This is a genomic window from Myroides sp. A21 (assembly GCF_000807225.1).
Taxonomy (GTDB): Bacteria; Bacteroidota; Bacteroidia; order Flavobacteriales; family Flavobacteriaceae; genus Flavobacterium; species Flavobacterium odoratimimum.
The window spans coordinates 1346843-1364999 of sequence record NZ_CP010327.1 but is presented as its reverse complement, the minus strand read 5'-3'; the positions used below and the strand labels follow the sequence as shown (position 1 = coordinate 1364999).

Below are 18157 nucleotides of genomic sequence, written 5' to 3'. Positions count from 1 at the left end.
GTTTTTAATAGATTAATACGCTGTCAATTCCCATGTCACTTCTGATACTCCGTATTCTAAAGACACTTTACTCGTGATCTGCTCTAGAATATCATCTTTCTTACCGATGCATAGTATCTCAAACTTCAGGTAAGAAAAAGCAGGATTGCCATTATCTGTACTTTTTAATGAACGTAGCTGAAGATCTTTCTGAGCGCGTAGATTCTCTAACACCATTACTCTGATATGATTCTCTACCTGCTCTTTACATCCTACGATAATCTCGTAATGAACCTCAGCTGAGTCTGTCTCACTCTCAAAAGAGAGTTTATTAATCATATTGCCAATAGGTCTAAGCGAAATATGTGCTAATAAAATCAATACTGTCATCGCTATCGCTTCCATCCATAAGCCTACAGCACACATAGACCCTACTGAAGCCGAACACCAGATCGTAGCAGCAGTGTTCAGTCCACGGATACTGAATCCGTCTTTCATAATCACTCCAGCTCCTAAGAATCCGATACCACTTACTACATAAGAGGCTACTCTCCCCACAGCCATATCTCCGATGGTATACGCCATCAACACGAAGCCTGCTGCACCGATACTCACTAGCGTATTGGTTCTTAGACCCGCACTTTTTTGTCTCACTTGTCTCTCTGCCCCGATAAGAGCTCCTAAAATAAAAGCAAGAGCTAATCTTCCTATAAATACTGTAATTAACATGATAACTATTTTTTTGCTCTTTCTGAGCTACATTGTTATCATGCATATTCAGAAAGAAGGTTTAACATTCCCGTTTAACTAATGTGGACTCTGTTTCCATCTCTTATTTTTTTTGACTTGGCAAAAGTAGGTATTACCCCTTCTAGAGGCTATTAGAAAGCTTTTAGAAAAAAATTAGAATCCTATTAGAATACCCACATATAGCGTTCCAAAAGCGATAAAATCATCACTCTGCTTGACATTATTTCGTTTTAAGTTCACATGATTGCCTAATGATATAGGTATGATAGGCTAGTGATGGGCTATTTTTGGTACTTATAAGCCGACCAAATGCCCATCACTAGCCGACCACATGCCGACCACACCTACCGAAAAAGGACAAAAAAGACATTCAACAAGATTAGAACAACCTCTAATAGCTAATCATAAGGAGAAACAACACTACAAAAAAAAGCACCCCTACTAGGAGTGCTTTCTGCTATTATATGGTTGTACTATAAGGTTATCGTAAACTCTGTACCTTTATTTATCTCTGAAATGACTGTAATAGTACCTTTATGTAAATCAATAACTTTCTTGGTCAATGAAAGTCCGATACCATTTCCATCTAAGTGTTTTCCGTTCTCACCTCTAAAGAATGGTTTAAAGATCCCGTCTAGATCCTCTGCACTCATCCCTAATCCTTCATCAGCTATCTTGATCACTACAGCATTATTCAGATTAGAAATACTCACCTTGCCATGATGATTATCGGAGTACTTACACGCATTCTCTAACAAGTTAATAATCGCTACTTCCAGTAAGTAAGGGTTTGCTCGTACCGTCACTAACTCTTCGCTGTCTATCTCTTCATCTATCATAAAGCTAAAGGTATATGCAGCATTTCCCCTCTGTATCTTCTGACAGGCATCTAATATCACCTCATCTATTCTAGTAGGCTTGAATACAATCTCGGTAGGATCATAACTCGCCTTCGCGAAGTCTAATAAACTATTCGATAATCGTACCAATTTCTTCGCATCTGATAAAGCGTTCTCTATTGTTCTGATATAGCTAGCGGTGTCTTGTTCTTTAGAAAGTGATAACTCTAACTCTGCTATCACTGCTGCTAATGGAGTGCGTAGCTCATGTGAGATATTCGACACGAACTGCTTCTGCGAATCAAAAGACTGTTCTAGTCGGTCTAACATCGTATTAAATGTATTTCCTAATCGGCTCAGCTCATCCTGATTAGCCTCAGTACTCACTCGCAAATCTAGATTAGTAGCCGTGATATTATTAATCTCTTCATTCATTAGCTTCAATGGACGTAGAACACGCTCTGCAAAGAAGCTTCCCACAAAGAAAATAACAATCAAGGACACAATGCTCAACACGAGTATCGTCAGAAAAAGATTGTGCAGCTTCGTATATCCGTACTGATCTAGAGCGATGGCTGTGATTACATAGTCCTGACCTCCACTGTTATACACTATACCAATCACCTGCCAGTCATCTTGGAATAGGTGTACACGTCCTTGTGAAGCGATCTGATCGATCATCTCTTTAGTCTCCTTGACACTATCGATTTCTTCTGCATCGTGGTATAATAGATTAAAGTCAAAGTCATATACAGCTACCTGTACCTCATTGATGACTTCATTATTATATCTGTATATCTTATGTAGTGTAGATGACTTTACCTCTGTCTCTAGATATAGCTTAGCCTTAGTGATGGCTTCCTTCTCTAACTCTTCAAAGAACTCCACTTCCCTATTCTTAGACGATGACCAATACACTACTACAGCAAATACTAATAATATAGATGCCACTAGTAAGGTAAACAATAAGGTAAGTCTAGTCTTAATTCTCATTACTCTTTAGTATAAATCCCATACCAGATTTGGTATGAATCACTTTCTTAGAAGGGTCTATTTCTATCTTTTTGCGCAGATAGTTGATGTATACATCGATAAAGTTAGTTCCTGTATCGAAGTGTGTATCCCATACTTTCTCAGAAATCTCTGTTCTAGATAGTACACGCTCAGGATTCTCCATCATATACTGCAGTAGGTTAAACTCTTTAGGAGTCAGATGTATCTCTTGTCCGTTTCTCTTAAATACCTTTTCGTTTAGGTCTAATTCTAAATCTGCATATTTTAAAAGATGAGCGTCAGTAGACTGTATATGTTCGAAGCGCTTAAGCAATGCACGTATACGTACATAAAGTTCTCTTAGCTCAAATGGCTTGACTAAATAGTCATCTGCCCCTGCATCGAATCCCTCTACCTTATCATCTGTAGTACCTAGTGCTGTAAGCATAATGATAGGGATATGAGGTAAGGTAGCCTTAATCTCCTTACACAGATCGATACCATTGATCTTAGGTAAGATTACATCTGTTATGATTAGTGCATACGGTTTCTGCAAGGCAAGTTTCTTCCCTAAGTATCCGTCATAAGCTACATCTACTTCAAAGTTTTGTTCCTCTAGACTGCGCTGAAGTAATTCTGCTACGCGAATATCATCTTCGATAACTAATATTTTATCCACTGTATTACTACTTAAATTATCCTGTAGCAAGGTAAGGCTTTTTTAAAAAATGAGATGTAAGACTTTAATTATAAAGTTAAATTACAGTGTACTAAATAGTTGCTAAATCCTGCCCTACATATTGCCTACAAAGGATTAGCACAAAAAAAAGTCGCTCAAAATTCTTGCGAATATTGAGCGACAACAGAAATAATAAAACTTTACTTACTGCCTAGAAAAACTAATTCTGAAACAGCAATTTCGGTAACATAGCGCTGATTACCATCTTTATCTTCAAAGCTACGATTAACTAACTTACCTTCGACAGCAATTTCTTTTCCTTTATTAACAAACTTTTCAACAATGTCGGCTAGCTTCCCCCAGACTGTAATATTATGCCAATTACAAGATTCTACTCGTTCTCCAGCATCGTTATAATACACATCATTTATCGCAAGTGAGAAGGTAGCACGCTTTTTATTTGATTTATACATTTTCACTTCTGGGTCTTGTCCAACCCTGCCAATTAATTGCACTTTGTTTTTTATTGAACTCATAACTGTTTTTTTTAATGGTTAATATTTTATTACATATAGCTTTGTTCAATAGAAACAATATCAAAAATAGCCCCATTTTTTAACACTTATTTGAATATTTAACCAAACTTCTCATTTACTTTGTTTTCTTTTATTCGTAAATTGCAAACAAAAAAATTCATTATGGAGACTACTATCAATAAAGTAGAATTAAGAAATTTATTAATTGACGATTATTTAGAGCTAAAAAAATCAATGCTCGAATCATACCAAGGGCTAGAAGATTCGTACTGGAACAAAGATGAAATCGAACAATTATTAGAAGTCTTTCCAGAAGGACAGCTTGTCGTTTTAGTAGATGGTGTTGTAGTAGGGTCAGCTTTGTCACTTATTATTGATGAAAAACAGGCAATGTCTGCCCATACCTATGAGCAGATTACAGGATATTCTACCTTTAGCACGCATAATCCGGAAGGAAATGTACTATATGGTATAGACGTATTCATCCATCCTAAGTATAGAGGACTTAGATTAGGAAGAAGGTTATATGATGCGCGTAAAGAAATGTGTGAACAGTTAAATCTGAAGTCTATCGTATTCGCAGGGCGTATCCCTAAATATTCTAAATATGCTGATGAGCTAACGCCTAAGCAATATCTAGAAAAAGTAAAAACAAAAGAAATACACGATCCTGTGATGTCATTCCAGATGGCTAACGACTTCCACATGGTACGCCTAATGCGCAATTACCTAGAGGGAGACACGAGTTCTAAGGAATATGCAGTACTTCTAGAGTGGAATAATATCTACTATGAGAAAGATGTACAGCTGATCAATGCTAAAAAAAGTGTAATCAGACTAGGGCTGATACAGTGGCAGATGAGACCGCTAAACGATCTACAAGAGTTCTTCGATCAGGCAGAATTCTTTATCAATGCGGTATCAGACTATGAGAGTGACTTCGCTATGTTCCCAGAGTTGTTTACAGCACCACTTATGGCTGACTATAACCACTTATCTGAGGCAGATGCAATACGTGAATTAGCAAGATATACTGACTCTATACGCAAGAAGTTTCAGGAGTTTGCTATCTCTTATAATATCAATATCATCACAGGAAGTATGCCATACTTAGTAGATGGTATCTTATATAACGTAGGATTCTTATGTAAGCGAGATGGTACATACGAGATGTATTCTAAGATCCATATCACTCCTAACGAAGTACACTACTGGGGTATGAGAGGAGGATCTAAGATACAGACCTTCGATACAGACTGTGGTAAGATCGGTATCATGATATGCTATGATGTGGAGTTCCCAGAATTGTCTAGATTACTAGCAGATCAAGGGATGGATATCTTATTCGTTCCATTCCTTACAGATACGCAGAATGGATATACTCGTGTGAGAAACTGTGCTGCTGCTAGAGCGATCGAGAATGAGTGTTATGTGGCGATAGCTGGATGTGTGGGTAACCTACCGAAGGTGAATAATATGGATATACAGTTCGCTCAGGCAGCTGTACTTACTCCATCTGACTTTGCCTTCCCAACAAATGGGGTAAAAGCAGAAGCAACACCTAATACAGAGATGACACTTATCGTAGATGTGGATGTAGACTTACTAAAAGAACTACACGAGCACGGTAGTGTACGTATCAAAAAAGATAGACGTACGGATCTATATCAAACTAGAGCTCTGAAATAATACAATCCAATATATACTAACTAAGGGGTGATCTGAATGGTCATCCCTTTTTTTATTATGCAAAAACCTAATAATCACCACATTAAAACAGGTATAAATACTAACTAAAAAATCATCTTTTAGATAAATAATCAGAACAATATTTTTATTTTTATCTCGATTATGACGGAGGATATAGGGTATCTAAATGAAGAAGACATCATACTAAAACTAACTGTGGCAAGAATATTGTTATCCCAATAAAAAAGACTTATATGAATCAGTACATTAAAGCCTTCTTACTGCTAACTCCACTAATCTTCTCATCATGTATCAAGGATGAGGAACTAGATACGAATGCAGACATTCTAGAGGCATATATTCCTTCTGAGTATCTAAAGACAGATCCTATTATCACGAATACATCTGTAGAATTTAGAGTAAAAGCGAATGTTGATTTAGAAAAACAAACACCTTTCTTTATCATCTCGCCTAATGCTACTATGGATCCTCCTAATGGTACAACAAGGGACTTCAGAAATAGTCAGGAAGTTATCGTAACAGCACAAGATCAAAGTTGGAAAAAGAAGTATATCGTTAGCTTCACGAGTGATGAGCTAAGTACATTATACACCTTTAACAATGCAGAACTTACAAATAAAAACAGATACTATAGATTCTACGAAATAGGCTCTAATGGAGATAAAATATACGACTGGGATAGCGGTAATGAGGGATACTCTACTGTAGCAGGAAACACGCCACCAGAAGGATACCCTACTACGATAGCACCTGGTAGAAGAGGTGGTCTGTCTGTAAAGATGCAGACGGTCTATACTTCAAAAACGGGACAGATAGCAGGTAACCCTATAGCTGCCGGTAACTTATTCCTAGGTACTTTTAAACTCAATCCTCTGTTTCCTATTAAATCTACCAAGTTTGGGCTACCCTACACAGGTGAGCTACCTAGTAGTTTAAGAGGTTCGTTTAAATACACTGCTGGTAAAATCGTGACAGACAGTAACTATAACGAGATACCTGGTGCAAAAGACACTTTTGATATCTATGCAATATTATTTGAAACACAAAAGAAAAACAACTTCCTAGCAGGTGATCACGCTTTTAAAGATCCTAGAAATGTAGCTATCGCTAGAATAGAAGCTAAAGATAGAATAGAGACAAACTTGTGGACGGAGTTTAATGTCCCGTTTGTGCTAGTACCTGGTAAGACCTATGATCCACAGAAAGATTATATACTCGCTATCGTGATGACATCTAGTATAGATGGAGCGGACTTTAAGGGCGCAGTAGGCAGTACACTGCTAGTAGACGAGATAGAGTTAGTTTATGAAAAAGATAATAAGGAATAAGATGGGATTACTACAGAGATATAGTATTTGTTTAATCCTATTGATAGGAATAAACACAGTGTCTTTCGCTCAAACTAAAGACACAACAGGATTTAAAGCTTTCTTTAAAGAAAATATAGAATACCAACTAAGAGGACAATTCAGCATAGGAGGAAGTACTCCACTCGGTATGCCTGCTGAGATACGAGAGATCAATAGCTATAACCCTACGCTGCAATTAGGACTAGAGTTAAACGTCACTAAATGGTTGAGCAATGACCACAAATGGGGAATCCGTACAGGGCTGCGCATGGAAGGTAGAGGTATGAAAACAGATGCTCGTGTAAAGAACTATTATACTCAGATAGATGGTGGTGATGGAAAACAAACCAAAGGGTACTTCACAGGAAACGTAAAGACTACGATGAAAAACTCTTATATAACCTTTCCTGTATTAGTAGCCTATAATGCATCTGAGAACTGGAATGCCTATGGAGGACTGTATCTATCAGGCTTAATAGACAAGGACTTTACAGGATATGTGTATGATGGAGTGTTAAGAGAAGGTACACCTATCGGTACACCTGTAGAATTCGAAGGAGATGCTAAAGGCGACTATGACTTCTCTGAGGATCTAAACAGATTTCAATATGGAGTACAAGTAGGAGGTGAATACAAGCTAAATACACATTTCCGCATATTCTCAGATCTAAACTGGGGACTGAATGGTGTCTTCAAAAAAGACTTTGATGCTATCTCTTTTAAAATGTATAATATTTACTTAAATCTCGGTTTTGGGTATACGTTCTAACGTTAAAAAAACATTAAACTATGAAGGTCAATCGTATAGATTGACCTTTATTATTTAAAAACCATTTGAAACATTCTCACAGTGTTTTTCATTTTCTCAATGAATAGGCAAACTTTAAGAGTACAAAAAACCGAATCACTTACAATAATATCAAAACAAGAAGTTGTCCTCATATCTTTAACGTATTTAAAGGAAACGACTATTAGAGTGATAATCCTTATCTTTGTATGTTCGTTTGTTATTTGACAGTTAATTAAACATTAAGTTATCATTAAATAGCAAGCAATAATTTTATATAACATAAATAATACAATACTTATGAGAATAAACTACTTATTATTCGCCCTATTAACAACCATAGGGATCACGTTCTCTTCTTGTATAAAAGATGAGGCAGACACAATGGAATCAGACATTACTTCTGCAACAATTGAAGATGCGAATAAGTTCTTACTTACTACTCCAACAATTACTAATAATAATGTGTTCTTTAGACTTCTTCCTGACGTAGACGAAAGAGAGTTTGCACCGCTATTTAAATTATCGGACGGAGCAACTATCACTCCTGAAAATGGGTCAAAACAAAACTTCTCTAAAGGTCCAGTACAGTACGTTATTACATCACAAGATGGTAAATGGAAAAAAGCATACAATGTAAGTTTCTTGACAAATACGTTTATTACACATTATGATTTTGAGAATGTACACACAGAAGTGACTGAAGGGCCAGAAGGACAATACCACGAATTCTTCGAGGTACTTCCTGATGGTATGACAAAATACGACTGGGCTAGTGGTAACCAAGGCTATAATATGCTGGCAGAAACATTACTAGAAGACGATCAAGAGCTATCACCAGCAGTATACCCGACTTTCTCTATTAATGATGGATACAAAGGTAAAGGAGTAAAAATGGTAACTAGAAGTACTGGACCTCTTGGTAGTATGATGGGGTCTCCTATCGCAGCAGGGAACTTATACTTAGGTACTTTTAATTTTACATTCCCAGCTATTAAATCTACAAGATTTGGTATTCCTTATAGTACAGGAATTAATATGCCTAAAACATTAAAAGGATACTATAAATATAAAGCTGGAAAAGACTTTACAATCACAAGCAAAGAAGGATCTGCACTAACTAAAGATGCATGGGATGCATATGCTATTATCTTTGAAAAAGGAGACAATCCTAAAAAAGAATTCTTAGCAGGTGACCACAAATTCTTAGATCCTAGGATGGTTGCTATCGCAAGATTAGACGATAAGAACAGAGTTGAAACTGATGAATGGACAAAATTTGAAATCCCATTCCAAATGGTAGAGGGGAAAACTTTTGATCCGAAGGCTAACTATATGATTGCTATCGTATTCTCTGCAAGTGTGGAAGGAGATATCTTCAATGGAGCTGTTGGTAGTACTCTACAAATTGATGAAGTTGAATTAGACTTCGATAAGTAATATTAGTACAATACATAATTAAGAGACAATGAAAAAAATAATATATACGTTAATATTCTCATTAGGAATACTGACTACTACTTCTGCACAAAATCAAGAAGAATCAAAAGCATCAGACAAAAATTCTTTTGAAAAGTTCTTTACAGAAAATATGGATTACCAGATAAGAGCACATTTTAGTATCGGTGGTTCTTCTCCTCTAGGTCTTCCAAGAGAAATACGAAAAATCAATAGTTACAACCCAGGATTACAGTTAGGATTAGAAGCTAATGCTACGAAATGGTTAACTGATGATAAACAGTGGGGAGTTCGTTTAGGTCTGCGCTTTGAAGGGAAAGGAATGACAACGAAGGCAAATGTAAAAGGTTACTTAACAGAGATTATACAAGACAACTCTAAAGTAAGAGGTTACTTCACTGGAGATGTAAAAACGAAGGTGAGAAACACTTATCTAACCGTACCTGTAAATGTGGTGTATTCTATCAATGATAACTGGAATATCTATGGAGGGCTATATTTCTCAGCTTTAATAGACAAAACATTTGATGGATATGTATCGAATGGTCATCTAAGACAAACTGACCCTAATGGTATTAAATTAACTTTCGAGGATGATAGTAGTGCTCCTTATGACTTCTCTGATGAAGTACGCAAATTCCAATGGGGTACTCAAGTAGGTGCTGAATGGAAGATGAATAATCACTTCTTTTTACTAGGAGAGTTATCTTATGGATTTAATGGAGTATTAAATAGCGATTTTGACGCTATATCATTCTCTATGCACAATATATACTTAAACTTAGGGTTTGGGTACCAATTCTAATTGAAGTGTCTTAAAACACAAATAAAAAGGCTTGTAGAAAACTCTACAAGCCTTTTCTTATTTCAATAGAATAGATTATTCTAACTATTTTACTAATACTTCTTTAGCTACTTTATCTGTACCGTCTATTTCTTCTGTAATCTCTAAACCTAATATCTTAGCGATAACAGGATATACATCGATGTTCTCAAATGTTCCTATTGTCTTCCCTGATTGAAACTGTGGACCTTTAGCTAAGAAAATAGCATGCATCTCCTTAACAGAGTTTGGGTCAAAACCATGACTTCCTGCTAATTTTCTGTTAGTGAAATAGTATGGAGCTTCCGCTGTTACCACGATATCCCCTATTCTACCAAAGCGATCATGCTCTTTGCTAAAATGAAACTCTTTAGGTAGATCTTCTGTTTTATACACTTTCATGTGTTTAGGGTTACTCGCTTTTTTAATCTTCTTATAGTACTTGTCTATCTGAGTCTTATCATTGATAAAAGCACTTATATAAGTACCATTACTCGCTAGTTTCATCTCATCTCCTTTTAACTTTAAAGGAAAGCTCAATAGCGTTTCTTGGTCAAGTGCTAGCATTCCGTGATCAGAGACAATCACATAGTTCACAGGTAAGTTTAACTTATCTACTGCTGCTACAAGTTTCTCTATAGATTGGTCAGCATAGTGAACTGCTTCTTTTGTCTCTTCTGCATCTGGTCCGAATCCATGACCTGCATGATCTACTTCTGGTAAATAGAAGGTAATGAAGTGAGGTCTTTTCTCTTCTGGTAATGTCAACCAATTCACTACTTCATTAATACGTCCATCCATATCAAACTTCTCAGAGTAAGCATAGTAATATGATGGTAAAGTCCCTTTAATAGGTGCTTCAGATCCAGGCCAATAGTAACATGCACTCAACATTCCTTGTTGCTCTGCTAATACCCATAATGGTGTACCTCCATACCAAGCAGGGTCGTGTACAGCTTTAGCATTTCTAAGAGAATATCTCTCCTCTATCTTTGGATCATACATATTATTACCAACTAAACCATGGTGTGAAGGATATAGTCCTGTCGCTATCGTATAATGGTTAGGGAAAGTAACTGATGGATAAGATGGTTGCATAGACTCTGCTCTCACACCTTCTTTTCCAAACTTCTCTAAAAACTTCGTTCCAAACTTCTCGATATAATCGTAACGGAAACCATCAATAGAGATCAAGATAACATAAGGTTTATCTACTTGTTTACTATCGTTAACTCGATTTTCTACTACGATTTGTTTTTGTACTTCTTGAGCAGAAACAGTGCTAGACATTGTCAAACACAACCCGAAAGTTAATAGGGGAAATAGTATTTTTTTCATGTTGTTTTGTTTTTCTTGACCAAATATCCGTAGATAAATTTATCCTTACAAAGTAAATTCCTATTTTTATAACTATTTTAAAAATTACACCACTTAATATGAAACATATAAGCATACTCGGTAGTGGATGGTTAGGTACACCATTGGCCGAAAATTTAATAGAAAAAGGATATCACGTCAAGGGCTCGACCACTACTCTAGCCAAAATGAATATCTTAGAGGAACATCAGATCAAGCCTTATCATATTAATCTATATGAAGATAATGTTCAGTTTTTAGATTCATTCATTGGCAATGCTGAACTTCTTATCATTACTATCCCTCCTATTAGAGATGAGCCTCAACCAACGTATGCTGAGAATTTTAAAAAGTTACTTCCTTATATTCGTAAACACAATATCAAGAATGTTATCATGATGAGTTCTGTATCTGTATATGCTCCACAAAACGAAGAGATCACAGAAGACAATCAACTATTCTCAAATGAACCTACAGCAGTACAGATTAGAGAAGCTGAAGATGTACTATTAAATGAAGATGGAATCAACACTTGTATCTTACGCTTAGGTGGATTATTCAGTGAAGAAAGAAAACCAGTAGACTACATCGTTCGAAGAAATATATTAGAGAACCCTGAGTTGCCTATTAATATGATTCATCTTAATGATATTATCACGCTATCTACTGCCATTATAGAAAAGGGATTCACAGGTAACCATATCTACAATATCGTATCACCTAAATATAAAAACAGGTTAGATTATTACACACAAGAGGCGACTAAACACAGTCTAACTTTACCTCCTATAGGAGAGAATAATAGCGCTTTTTACAAGAAAATCAGTGGAAATAAAATCGCTATGGCTACTGATTTATCGTATAAATTTTAGATAAAAAAAAAGCAATTATTCAAATATATGTTCTAGATTTTTCTAGTTAATCAATAGAAATGTATCATTAATTCTATTGTTATAAAAATAATTTACCATCATTTTTTTTAGTATCTTGTATGCTACAAGAAAGTCTTCTATTATGAAAAAGATATTATTTCCAACTGATTATTCAGAGACTGCAAACAATGCTTTTAAATATGCACTGCAGTTAGCTAACTATAGAGAGGCTGAGCTCTATGTATTACATGTCTATGATCCTCCTATTATATCGGGTGGTATCAGTCCACATCTAGTGGAAAATGTTATTAAGAAAAACGATTTTGAGAAACTGGAACAATTACATGCGAATAGCCCTGCACTTATCGAAACAAGACGTGAGCTAAACTTAGAACATGTACCTGTATTCTTTAAAGTAAAAGAGGGATTACTAATCCCTGAAATACTGAATGCTATTGAAGAAAATCACATTGACTTTCTAGTAATGGGTACTGATGGAGCGAATGCTAGTTTTCACAAAAAACTATTAGGATCTAATACTATCAATACAATTACAAAGGTAGATATACCTGTATTAAGTATTCCTAAAGAAGCTCATTTTAGAGATCTAAATAATATCATCTTTACTTCTCGCTTTGAACAAGAAGAGGAAGCTACGCTTGATGACCTTATTAAAGGTGTTGAAGCCAATAAAGCACATTTAAAAATAGTTCATGTTAAATCAAAAGGGTGTGTCTCATGCGAAGAGATATATAATAAATGGAAAGAGAAGTATAAAGATGCTCCTGTCAGCTTCCATATATTCAATGCAGAAAATATAGAGAAGACACTACTTGACTTTATAGAACATGAACCTGTAGATCTAGTAGCAACGATTAAAAGAAACAAAACTTTTATAGAGAATATCTTATCTAAGAGCGTTACACAGCACTTAGCTAAACGCTTAAAAGTTCCTTTCTTTGTGTATAAATCTAAGAAGTAAATCGCTTTAAAAGTAAAGAGGTTAGCCAATGGCTAACCTCTTTACTTTTATACTTACTCTTTATTTTCTTCTTCTATGTTTATCTTTTCGGGATAAGTCTCTTCTCCTAATAAATACCCCCAAGGTCTTAAACTATCTACGCGATCACATATAATCTTCATTATTGCTAAAGTAGGTATGGCTAATAACATACCTGATATTCCCCATGCCATCTCTCCTAAAATAAGTCCTACTATCACGGCCAAAGAATTGACTTTAACTTTAGAACCAACTATTTTAGGCATCACAATATTACCATCAATAGCATGGATAACAACAAAGGCTATTAACACAAATAACACCTTGGCTCCAGAAGCTGACGCAAATGTCACTAAAATAGTAATAACTAAAGCGATTAGAATACCGATATAAGGTAATACATTCAATACTCCCGTAATCAATGCTAGCATAAACGAATACTTAATATCTAGTATTAAAAACGCTATAAATGCTAATGTAGTAACGATCATCATCTGTAACATCAACCCTACTAAATACTTCTTCACCATATTCTGAATCGCATGTATCGTATCTAACACTTTATCCTTGTGATCACTGTGAAATAACATTAATACAAAGCGTACCAAATGTCCCCTATAGATCAATAGGAATACTGAATATAAGAACGTGAATACAAGAAACATTAATAAAGTAGACAAAGAACTCATAGCGGCTCCTAATATATCTGTACCTGTCTTTAGTGAATTAGATGCAGCTGATTCTAAGTAATTCATTTGATTCTCCTTCGCAATACCAAACTTACTATACACCCATTCTTGGATATTAGAGACTCCTTCTAACAACTGCTGTTGGAATGCTGGCCAATCATCTTGTAAGTGTGTTAATTGCATTCCTATCAGCAATAGAACACTACTCAAAATAAGCAAAGCTAAGACTACAACTACTATAGAAGCAATACCACGAGAAAATCTAAATTTCTTCTCTAAAAACTCACTAAAAGGAACTAATAAAGAAGCTACCAATACACCTAAAAACATAGGTACAAATATGTTCTCAAGTAAAATAGCGATATAACTAAATACAACCAAGCTAAGTAAAACACAGGTTATCTTTAGATACAAAGGGAATTGGACAAACTTATTCATGTACATTTTTTATATAAAAATAAACAATTACAGACTTAATCAACATATATACATTCAGAAATAAAGAAGCTGAAATAAAAAAAGAGCTCTTAGAGCTCTTCTATTTAATTTTTATATTGTCATTTCAGGAATATCTCCCTCAATGATTAAAGTAACCTCAGTAGCCTTTATAATGTCTTCTACAGATACTCCTGGTGCTCTTTCTAATAGCTTAATACCTTGATCTGTTACTTCCATAACAGCTAACTCTGTAACTATCTTTTTAACACACTTCACACCTGTTAAGGGTAATGTACATTCTTTTAATATCTTAGACTCTCCAGCCTTATTCACATGCATCATCGCCACAATGATATTCTCTGCAGAAGCTACTAAATCCATAGCTCCTCCCATACCTTTTACCATCTTCCCAGGAATCTTCCAGTTCGCAATGTCTCCTTGCTCTGATACTTCCATAGCTCCTAGAATAGTTAAATCTACATGTTGTCCACGTATCATCCCAAAGCTAGTTGCCGAATCAAAAAAAGACGCCCCTGGTAAACTCGTAATCGTTTGTTTACCTGCATTAATTAAATCCGGGTCCTCCTCACCTTCATATGGAAAAGGCCCCATACCTAATATACCGTTCTCACTCTGAAACTCAACATTCATACCTTCAGGCACATAGTTTGCCACTAATGTTGGTATACCTATTCCTAAATTTACATAGAAGCCATCTTTAACTTCTTTTGCTATACGTTTTGCAATTCCTACTTTATCTAACATAACTTAAGTTTAAAAGGTGATTAATTCTTTGAACGAACTGTGCGTTGCTCAATTCTCTTCTCATACTGTTCTCCTTGAAAAATACGCTTAACGAATATCCCAGGTACATGTATTTCATTCGGATCTAATTGTCCTGCAGGAACTAATTCTTCCACTTCTGCTACAGTTATCTTAGCAGCTCCAGCCATACAAGCATTAAAATTACGCGCTGTTCCTTTAAAAACTAAATTACCTGCCTCATCACCTTTCCATGCTTTTACGATGGCAAAATCAGCGTCAAAGGCTAATTCTAATATATGTGGTTTACCTTTAAACTCTCTTACCTCTTTACCCTCTGCTACCTCAGTACCATACCCTGCTGGAGTATAAAAACCAGGGATCCCCATCTGAGCAGCTCTGCACTTCTCTGCTAAAGTACCCTGTGGAGTAAGCTCTACTTCTAACTCTCCAGATAACATTTGGCGTTCAAACTCTGCATTCTCTCCTACATAAGAAGAGATCATCTTCTTTATCTGACGCTTCTGTAATAATAATCCTAAGCCGAAATTATCTACACCTGCATTATTAGAAATGCACGTTAGACCACTTACGTTCTTCTTTACCAATTCGGCTATGCTATTCTCAGGAATACCACAAAGGCCAAATCCTCCTAACATGATAGTCATGTCATTCTGTATATCTGCTAAAGCTTCTTGAACATTAGCTACCTTTTTATTGATCATAATATTTGGTTTAGTAATATGTTCCTAAAATACAAAAAAAAACGCCTTTAAAAAAAGGCGTTTCTATTATTAAAAATCAAATTCTTCTGTATCTAAAGCTCCTTCAGAAACATCATCCGTTTCTGGTTGAACAATTTTCGTACAATCTACTCGTATAGATAGGTGTTCTGGTACAGGGAAGCCTGACTTAGCTACCTCTAAACTCTTATCAGCATAACACTTATTCATGAATATACCCCAAATAGGTAATGCTAATGTTGCTCCTTGTCCATAAGTCATCGTTCTAAAGTGAGCTGCTCTATCATCGTTACCAACCCATACTCCTGTTGCTAAATTTGGTACCATACCGATAAACCAACCATCACTATTGTTCTGACTCGTTCCTGTTTTACCTGCAATAGGGTTAGTAAACTTATAAGGGTGACCTGTTACACGTTTATAACCTGCACCTTGCCAAGTAGTACGTAATCTTACCCCTGATCCTGACTCAGTAACCCCTTCTAACAACTTAATGATAGCATAAGCTACATCCTTACTCACTACATCCTTTGTCTCAGGTATAGCATTGAATAAAATAACTCCATTCTTATCAGCTATGCGTGTAATAAAAATAGGCTTCACATAGATACCTTGATTCGCAAATGTACTATAAGCTGCCACCATATCACTAACAGTAATATCAACAGCTCCTAATGCAATCGCTGGACTTTGTGGAATATCTCCTGAGATACCTAAATCTCTACACATATTCACAACAGCCTTAGGCCCTACTTTATCCATCAACTTAGCTGTTATAGTATTTACAGATCCAGCTAAAGCTTGTTTTAAGGTCATAATACCTCTATAAGAACGGTTCGAGTTCTGAGGACTCCAATCTCTAGAAATACCATATCTACCTTTAGGCATAGTGAATGGTGAATCTATAATAGAGTCACATGGAGAATAATGTAATTGCTCTATAGCAGTAGCATATACAAATGGTTTAAATGTAGAACCTACTTGTCTCGCTCCTTGTCCTACGTGGTCATACTGGAAGTGTTTGTAATTTATACCTCCTACCCATGCTTTAATATGTCCTGTCTGAGGCTCCATTGCCATCATACCCGCTTGTAAGAAATGCTTATAATAACGGATAGAGTCTTTAGGAGTCATCACAGTATCTCTCTCTCCTTTCCAAGAGAAGATTCTCATCTCTGTTTTCACATCAAATGATTTGATGATATCACTCTCAGATTTACCTTGCTCCTTCATTTGTCTCCAACGCTCTGAAGTCTTCATTGCTCTCATCATAATATTATCAACCTCTTGTTGGTTAATTTTATAAAATGGAGCCATCTTATTATTCTTCTGATCTATAAAGAACTCTTCTTGTAAGTTAGCAATATGTGCTTCTACAGCTTCTTCACCATACTTCTGCATACGTGAGTCTATAGATACATATATCTTTAATCCATCGCGATAAATATCATAAGTAGTACCGTCTTTTTTAGGATTCTCTTTTACCCAACGGCGCATATAATCACGTAAATACTCACGGAAATAAGTAGCGATACCTTCTCTATGACTTTCTGGAGTGAAGTTTAATGCCAATGGTAACTCTTGTAGTTTTACACTTTCTTCTTTTGAAATAAAGCCATTACGAGCCATCTGGTGCAACACTACATTACGTCTTTTATGCACTAACTCAGGTCTACGAACAGGGTTAAAATAAGCTGGATTCTGTAACATTCCTACGAACATAGCAGCCTCATCTATAGTAAGATCCTTAGGCTCTTTACCCATATAGATACGAGTAGCAGAGCGGATACCTACTGCATTATTAACAAAGTCAGCTTTATTTAAATACATCGTAAGAATCTCTTCTTTTGTATACTGTCTTTCTAGTTTCACAGCGATAACCCATTCTTTTGCCTTCTGAGTAATACGTTTAGGCAAACTTCTAGACCCTTCTCCATGAAACAATAATTTAGCTAACTGTTGTGTAATGGTACTAGCTCCACCACTACTCCCTACAGAAGTAATTGCTCTAAGTGTACCACGAGCATCTATACCTGAATGCTCTTTAAAACGCTCATCTTCTGTGGCTATTAATGCATTAACTAAATACTCTGGTAAATCTTCATACTTAACAGGCACACGATTTTCTAAATAAAACTTACCTATTGTTTTACCGTCTGAAGAGATAATCTCAGTCGCTACATTGCTAGCAGGGTTCTCTAACTCATCGAAGGTTGGCATCGGCCCAAAAACTCCCCATGATGCGCATAAGAAAAAGAAAATAACTGCGGCAACCATTCCTAAGAATAGAATCCAAAACGCTTTTAAATAACCTCGCAAACTCTTTGGTTGCTTCTTATCCCCTCTTTTGTTTTTACTTGAACTCATAAAGTCTATAATACTTATAAATCTATT

At 35.8% G+C, this 18157-nt stretch carries 16 protein-coding genes; 7 read left to right on the top strand and 9 right to left on the bottom strand.

The window, feature by feature from the left end; all coding sequences use genetic code 11:
• Window positions 1-12: 12 nt before the first annotated feature.
• The 4 genes from MYRA21_RS06310 to MYRA21_RS06295 form a co-directional block, all read right to left on the bottom strand.
• Window positions 13-708, bottom strand: coding sequence for an MgtC/SapB family protein (locus MYRA21_RS06310; protein WP_006257810.1), 696 nt, complete (start codon window positions 706-708; stop codon window positions 13-15).
• Window positions 709-1202: 494 nt separating this feature from the next.
• Window positions 1203-2561 (bottom strand): HAMP domain-containing sensor histidine kinase, encoded by a 1359-nt coding sequence (locus MYRA21_RS06305; protein ID WP_006257811.1) that lies wholly within the window; start codon window positions 2559-2561, stop codon window positions 1203-1205.
• Entirely contained in the window at window positions 2551-3270 is a 720-nt protein-coding gene (locus MYRA21_RS06300) for a response regulator transcription factor (RefSeq protein WP_006257812.1), read from the bottom strand. The genes MYRA21_RS06305 and MYRA21_RS06300 overlap by 11 nt, the downstream gene beginning before the upstream one ends.
• Window positions 3271-3440: 170 nt before the next feature.
• Complete coding sequence (locus MYRA21_RS06295; RefSeq protein ID WP_006257813.1) at window positions 3441-3776, bottom strand: single-stranded DNA-binding protein; 336 nt, start codon at window positions 3774-3776, stop codon at window positions 3441-3443.
• Between the two features lie 162 nt (window positions 3777-3938).
• Here MYRA21_RS06295 and MYRA21_RS06290 point away from each other — a divergent pair, with 162 nt between their 5' ends.
• From MYRA21_RS06290 to MYRA21_RS06270, 5 genes are all read left to right on the top strand, one after another.
• Complete coding sequence (locus tag MYRA21_RS06290; protein ID WP_006257814.1) at window positions 3939-5465, top strand: bifunctional GNAT family N-acetyltransferase/carbon-nitrogen hydrolase family protein; 1527 nt, start codon at window positions 3939-3941, stop codon at window positions 5463-5465.
• Between the two features lie 254 nt (window positions 5466-5719).
• Window positions 5720-6814 (top strand): PCMD domain-containing protein, encoded by a 1095-nt coding sequence (locus tag MYRA21_RS06285; RefSeq protein WP_006257815.1) that lies wholly within the window; start codon window positions 5720-5722, stop codon window positions 6812-6814.
• Between the two features lies 1 nt (window position 6815).
• Window positions 6816-7604 (top strand): porin family protein, encoded by a 789-nt coding sequence (locus MYRA21_RS06280; RefSeq protein WP_006257816.1) that lies wholly within the window; start codon window positions 6816-6818, stop codon window positions 7602-7604.
• Window positions 7605-7922: 318 nt separating this feature from the next.
• Window positions 7923-9062 carry a PCMD domain-containing protein gene (locus MYRA21_RS06275; protein WP_006257817.1) on the top strand — a complete coding sequence of 380 codons (1140 nt, stop codon included), beginning with the start codon at window positions 7923-7925 and terminating at the stop codon, window positions 9060-9062.
• 28 nt (window positions 9063-9090) lie between these two features.
• The gene (locus MYRA21_RS06270) at window positions 9091-9885 is read left to right on the top strand and encodes a porin family protein (RefSeq protein WP_006257818.1); all 795 of its coding nucleotides are present in this window, start codon (window positions 9091-9093) and stop codon (window positions 9883-9885) included.
• Window positions 9886-9969: 84 nt separating this feature from the next.
• Here MYRA21_RS06270 and MYRA21_RS06265 read toward each other — a convergent pair whose 3' ends face one another.
• Complete coding sequence (locus MYRA21_RS06265; RefSeq protein ID WP_006257819.1) at window positions 9970-11241, bottom strand: ectonucleotide pyrophosphatase/phosphodiesterase; 1272 nt, start codon at window positions 11239-11241, stop codon at window positions 9970-9972.
• Window positions 11242-11339: 98 nt separating this feature from the next.
• Between MYRA21_RS06265 and MYRA21_RS06260 the strand changes: the two genes are divergently transcribed.
• Both MYRA21_RS06260 and MYRA21_RS06255 read left to right on the top strand, forming a co-directional pair.
• Window positions 11340-12131 carry an NAD(P)H-binding protein gene (locus tag MYRA21_RS06260; protein ID WP_006257820.1) on the top strand — a complete coding sequence of 264 codons (792 nt, stop codon included), beginning with the start codon at window positions 11340-11342 and terminating at the stop codon, window positions 12129-12131.
• Between the two features lie 142 nt (window positions 12132-12273).
• The gene (locus MYRA21_RS06255; protein ID WP_006257821.1) at window positions 12274-13113 is read left to right on the top strand and encodes a universal stress protein; all 840 of its coding nucleotides are present in this window, start codon (window positions 12274-12276) and stop codon (window positions 13111-13113) included.
• Window positions 13114-13166: 53 nt separating this feature from the next.
• Here MYRA21_RS06255 and MYRA21_RS06250 read toward each other — a convergent pair whose 3' ends face one another.
• The 4 genes from MYRA21_RS06250 to MYRA21_RS06235 form a co-directional block, all read right to left on the bottom strand.
• Window positions 13167-14258 carry an AI-2E family transporter gene (locus MYRA21_RS06250; protein ID WP_006257822.1) on the bottom strand — a complete coding sequence of 364 codons (1092 nt, stop codon included), beginning with the start codon at window positions 14256-14258 and terminating at the stop codon, window positions 13167-13169.
• Between the two features lie 111 nt (window positions 14259-14369).
• Entirely contained in the window at window positions 14370-15023 is a 654-nt protein-coding gene (locus MYRA21_RS06245) for a CoA transferase subunit B (protein ID WP_006257823.1), read from the bottom strand.
• 20 nt (window positions 15024-15043) lie between these two features.
• Window positions 15044-15745 (bottom strand): CoA transferase subunit A, encoded by a 702-nt coding sequence (locus MYRA21_RS06240; RefSeq protein WP_006257824.1) that lies wholly within the window; start codon window positions 15743-15745, stop codon window positions 15044-15046.
• 69 nt (window positions 15746-15814) lie between these two features.
• Window positions 15815-18130 carry a transglycosylase domain-containing protein gene (locus tag MYRA21_RS06235; RefSeq protein WP_006257825.1) on the bottom strand — a complete coding sequence of 772 codons (2316 nt, stop codon included), beginning with the start codon at window positions 18128-18130 and terminating at the stop codon, window positions 15815-15817.
• Between the last annotated feature and the right edge of the window lie 27 nt (window positions 18131-18157).

Coding starts and splice junctions, on each gene's coding strand:
- MYRA21_RS06310 (WP_006257810.1), bottom strand. CDS start 708: ATGTTAATTACAGTATTTATAGGAAGATTAGCTCTTGCTTTTATTTTA.
- MYRA21_RS06305 (WP_006257811.1), bottom strand. CDS start 2,561: ATGAGAATTAAGACTAGACTTACCTTATTGTTTACCTTACTAGTGGCA.
- MYRA21_RS06295 (WP_006257813.1), bottom strand. CDS start 3,776: ATGAGTTCAATAAAAAACAAAGTGCAATTAATTGGCAGGGTTGGACAA.
- MYRA21_RS06290 (WP_006257814.1), top strand. CDS start 3,939: ATGGAGACTACTATCAATAAAGTAGAATTAAGAAATTTATTAATTGAC.
- MYRA21_RS06285 (WP_006257815.1), top strand. CDS start 5,720: ATGAATCAGTACATTAAAGCCTTCTTACTGCTAACTCCACTAATCTTC.
- MYRA21_RS06280 (WP_006257816.1), top strand. CDS start 6,816: ATGGGATTACTACAGAGATATAGTATTTGTTTAATCCTATTGATAGGA.
- MYRA21_RS06275 (WP_006257817.1), top strand. CDS start 7,923: ATGAGAATAAACTACTTATTATTCGCCCTATTAACAACCATAGGGATC.
- MYRA21_RS06270 (WP_006257818.1), top strand. CDS start 9,091: ATGAAAAAAATAATATATACGTTAATATTCTCATTAGGAATACTGACT.
- MYRA21_RS06265 (WP_006257819.1), bottom strand. CDS start 11,241: ATGAAAAAAATACTATTTCCCCTATTAACTTTCGGGTTGTGTTTGACA.
- MYRA21_RS06260 (WP_006257820.1), top strand. CDS start 11,340: ATGAAACATATAAGCATACTCGGTAGTGGATGGTTAGGTACACCATTG.
- MYRA21_RS06255 (WP_006257821.1), top strand. CDS start 12,274: ATGAAAAAGATATTATTTCCAACTGATTATTCAGAGACTGCAAACAAT.
- MYRA21_RS06250 (WP_006257822.1), bottom strand. CDS start 14,258: ATGAATAAGTTTGTCCAATTCCCTTTGTATCTAAAGATAACCTGTGTT.
- MYRA21_RS06245 (WP_006257823.1), bottom strand. CDS start 15,023: ATGTTAGATAAAGTAGGAATTGCAAAACGTATAGCAAAAGAAGTTAAA.
- MYRA21_RS06240 (WP_006257824.1), bottom strand. CDS start 15,745: ATGATCAATAAAAAGGTAGCTAATGTTCAAGAAGCTTTAGCAGATATA.
- MYRA21_RS06235 (WP_006257825.1), bottom strand. CDS start 18,130: ATGAGTTCAAGTAAAAACAAAAGAGGGGATAAGAAGCAACCAAAGAGT.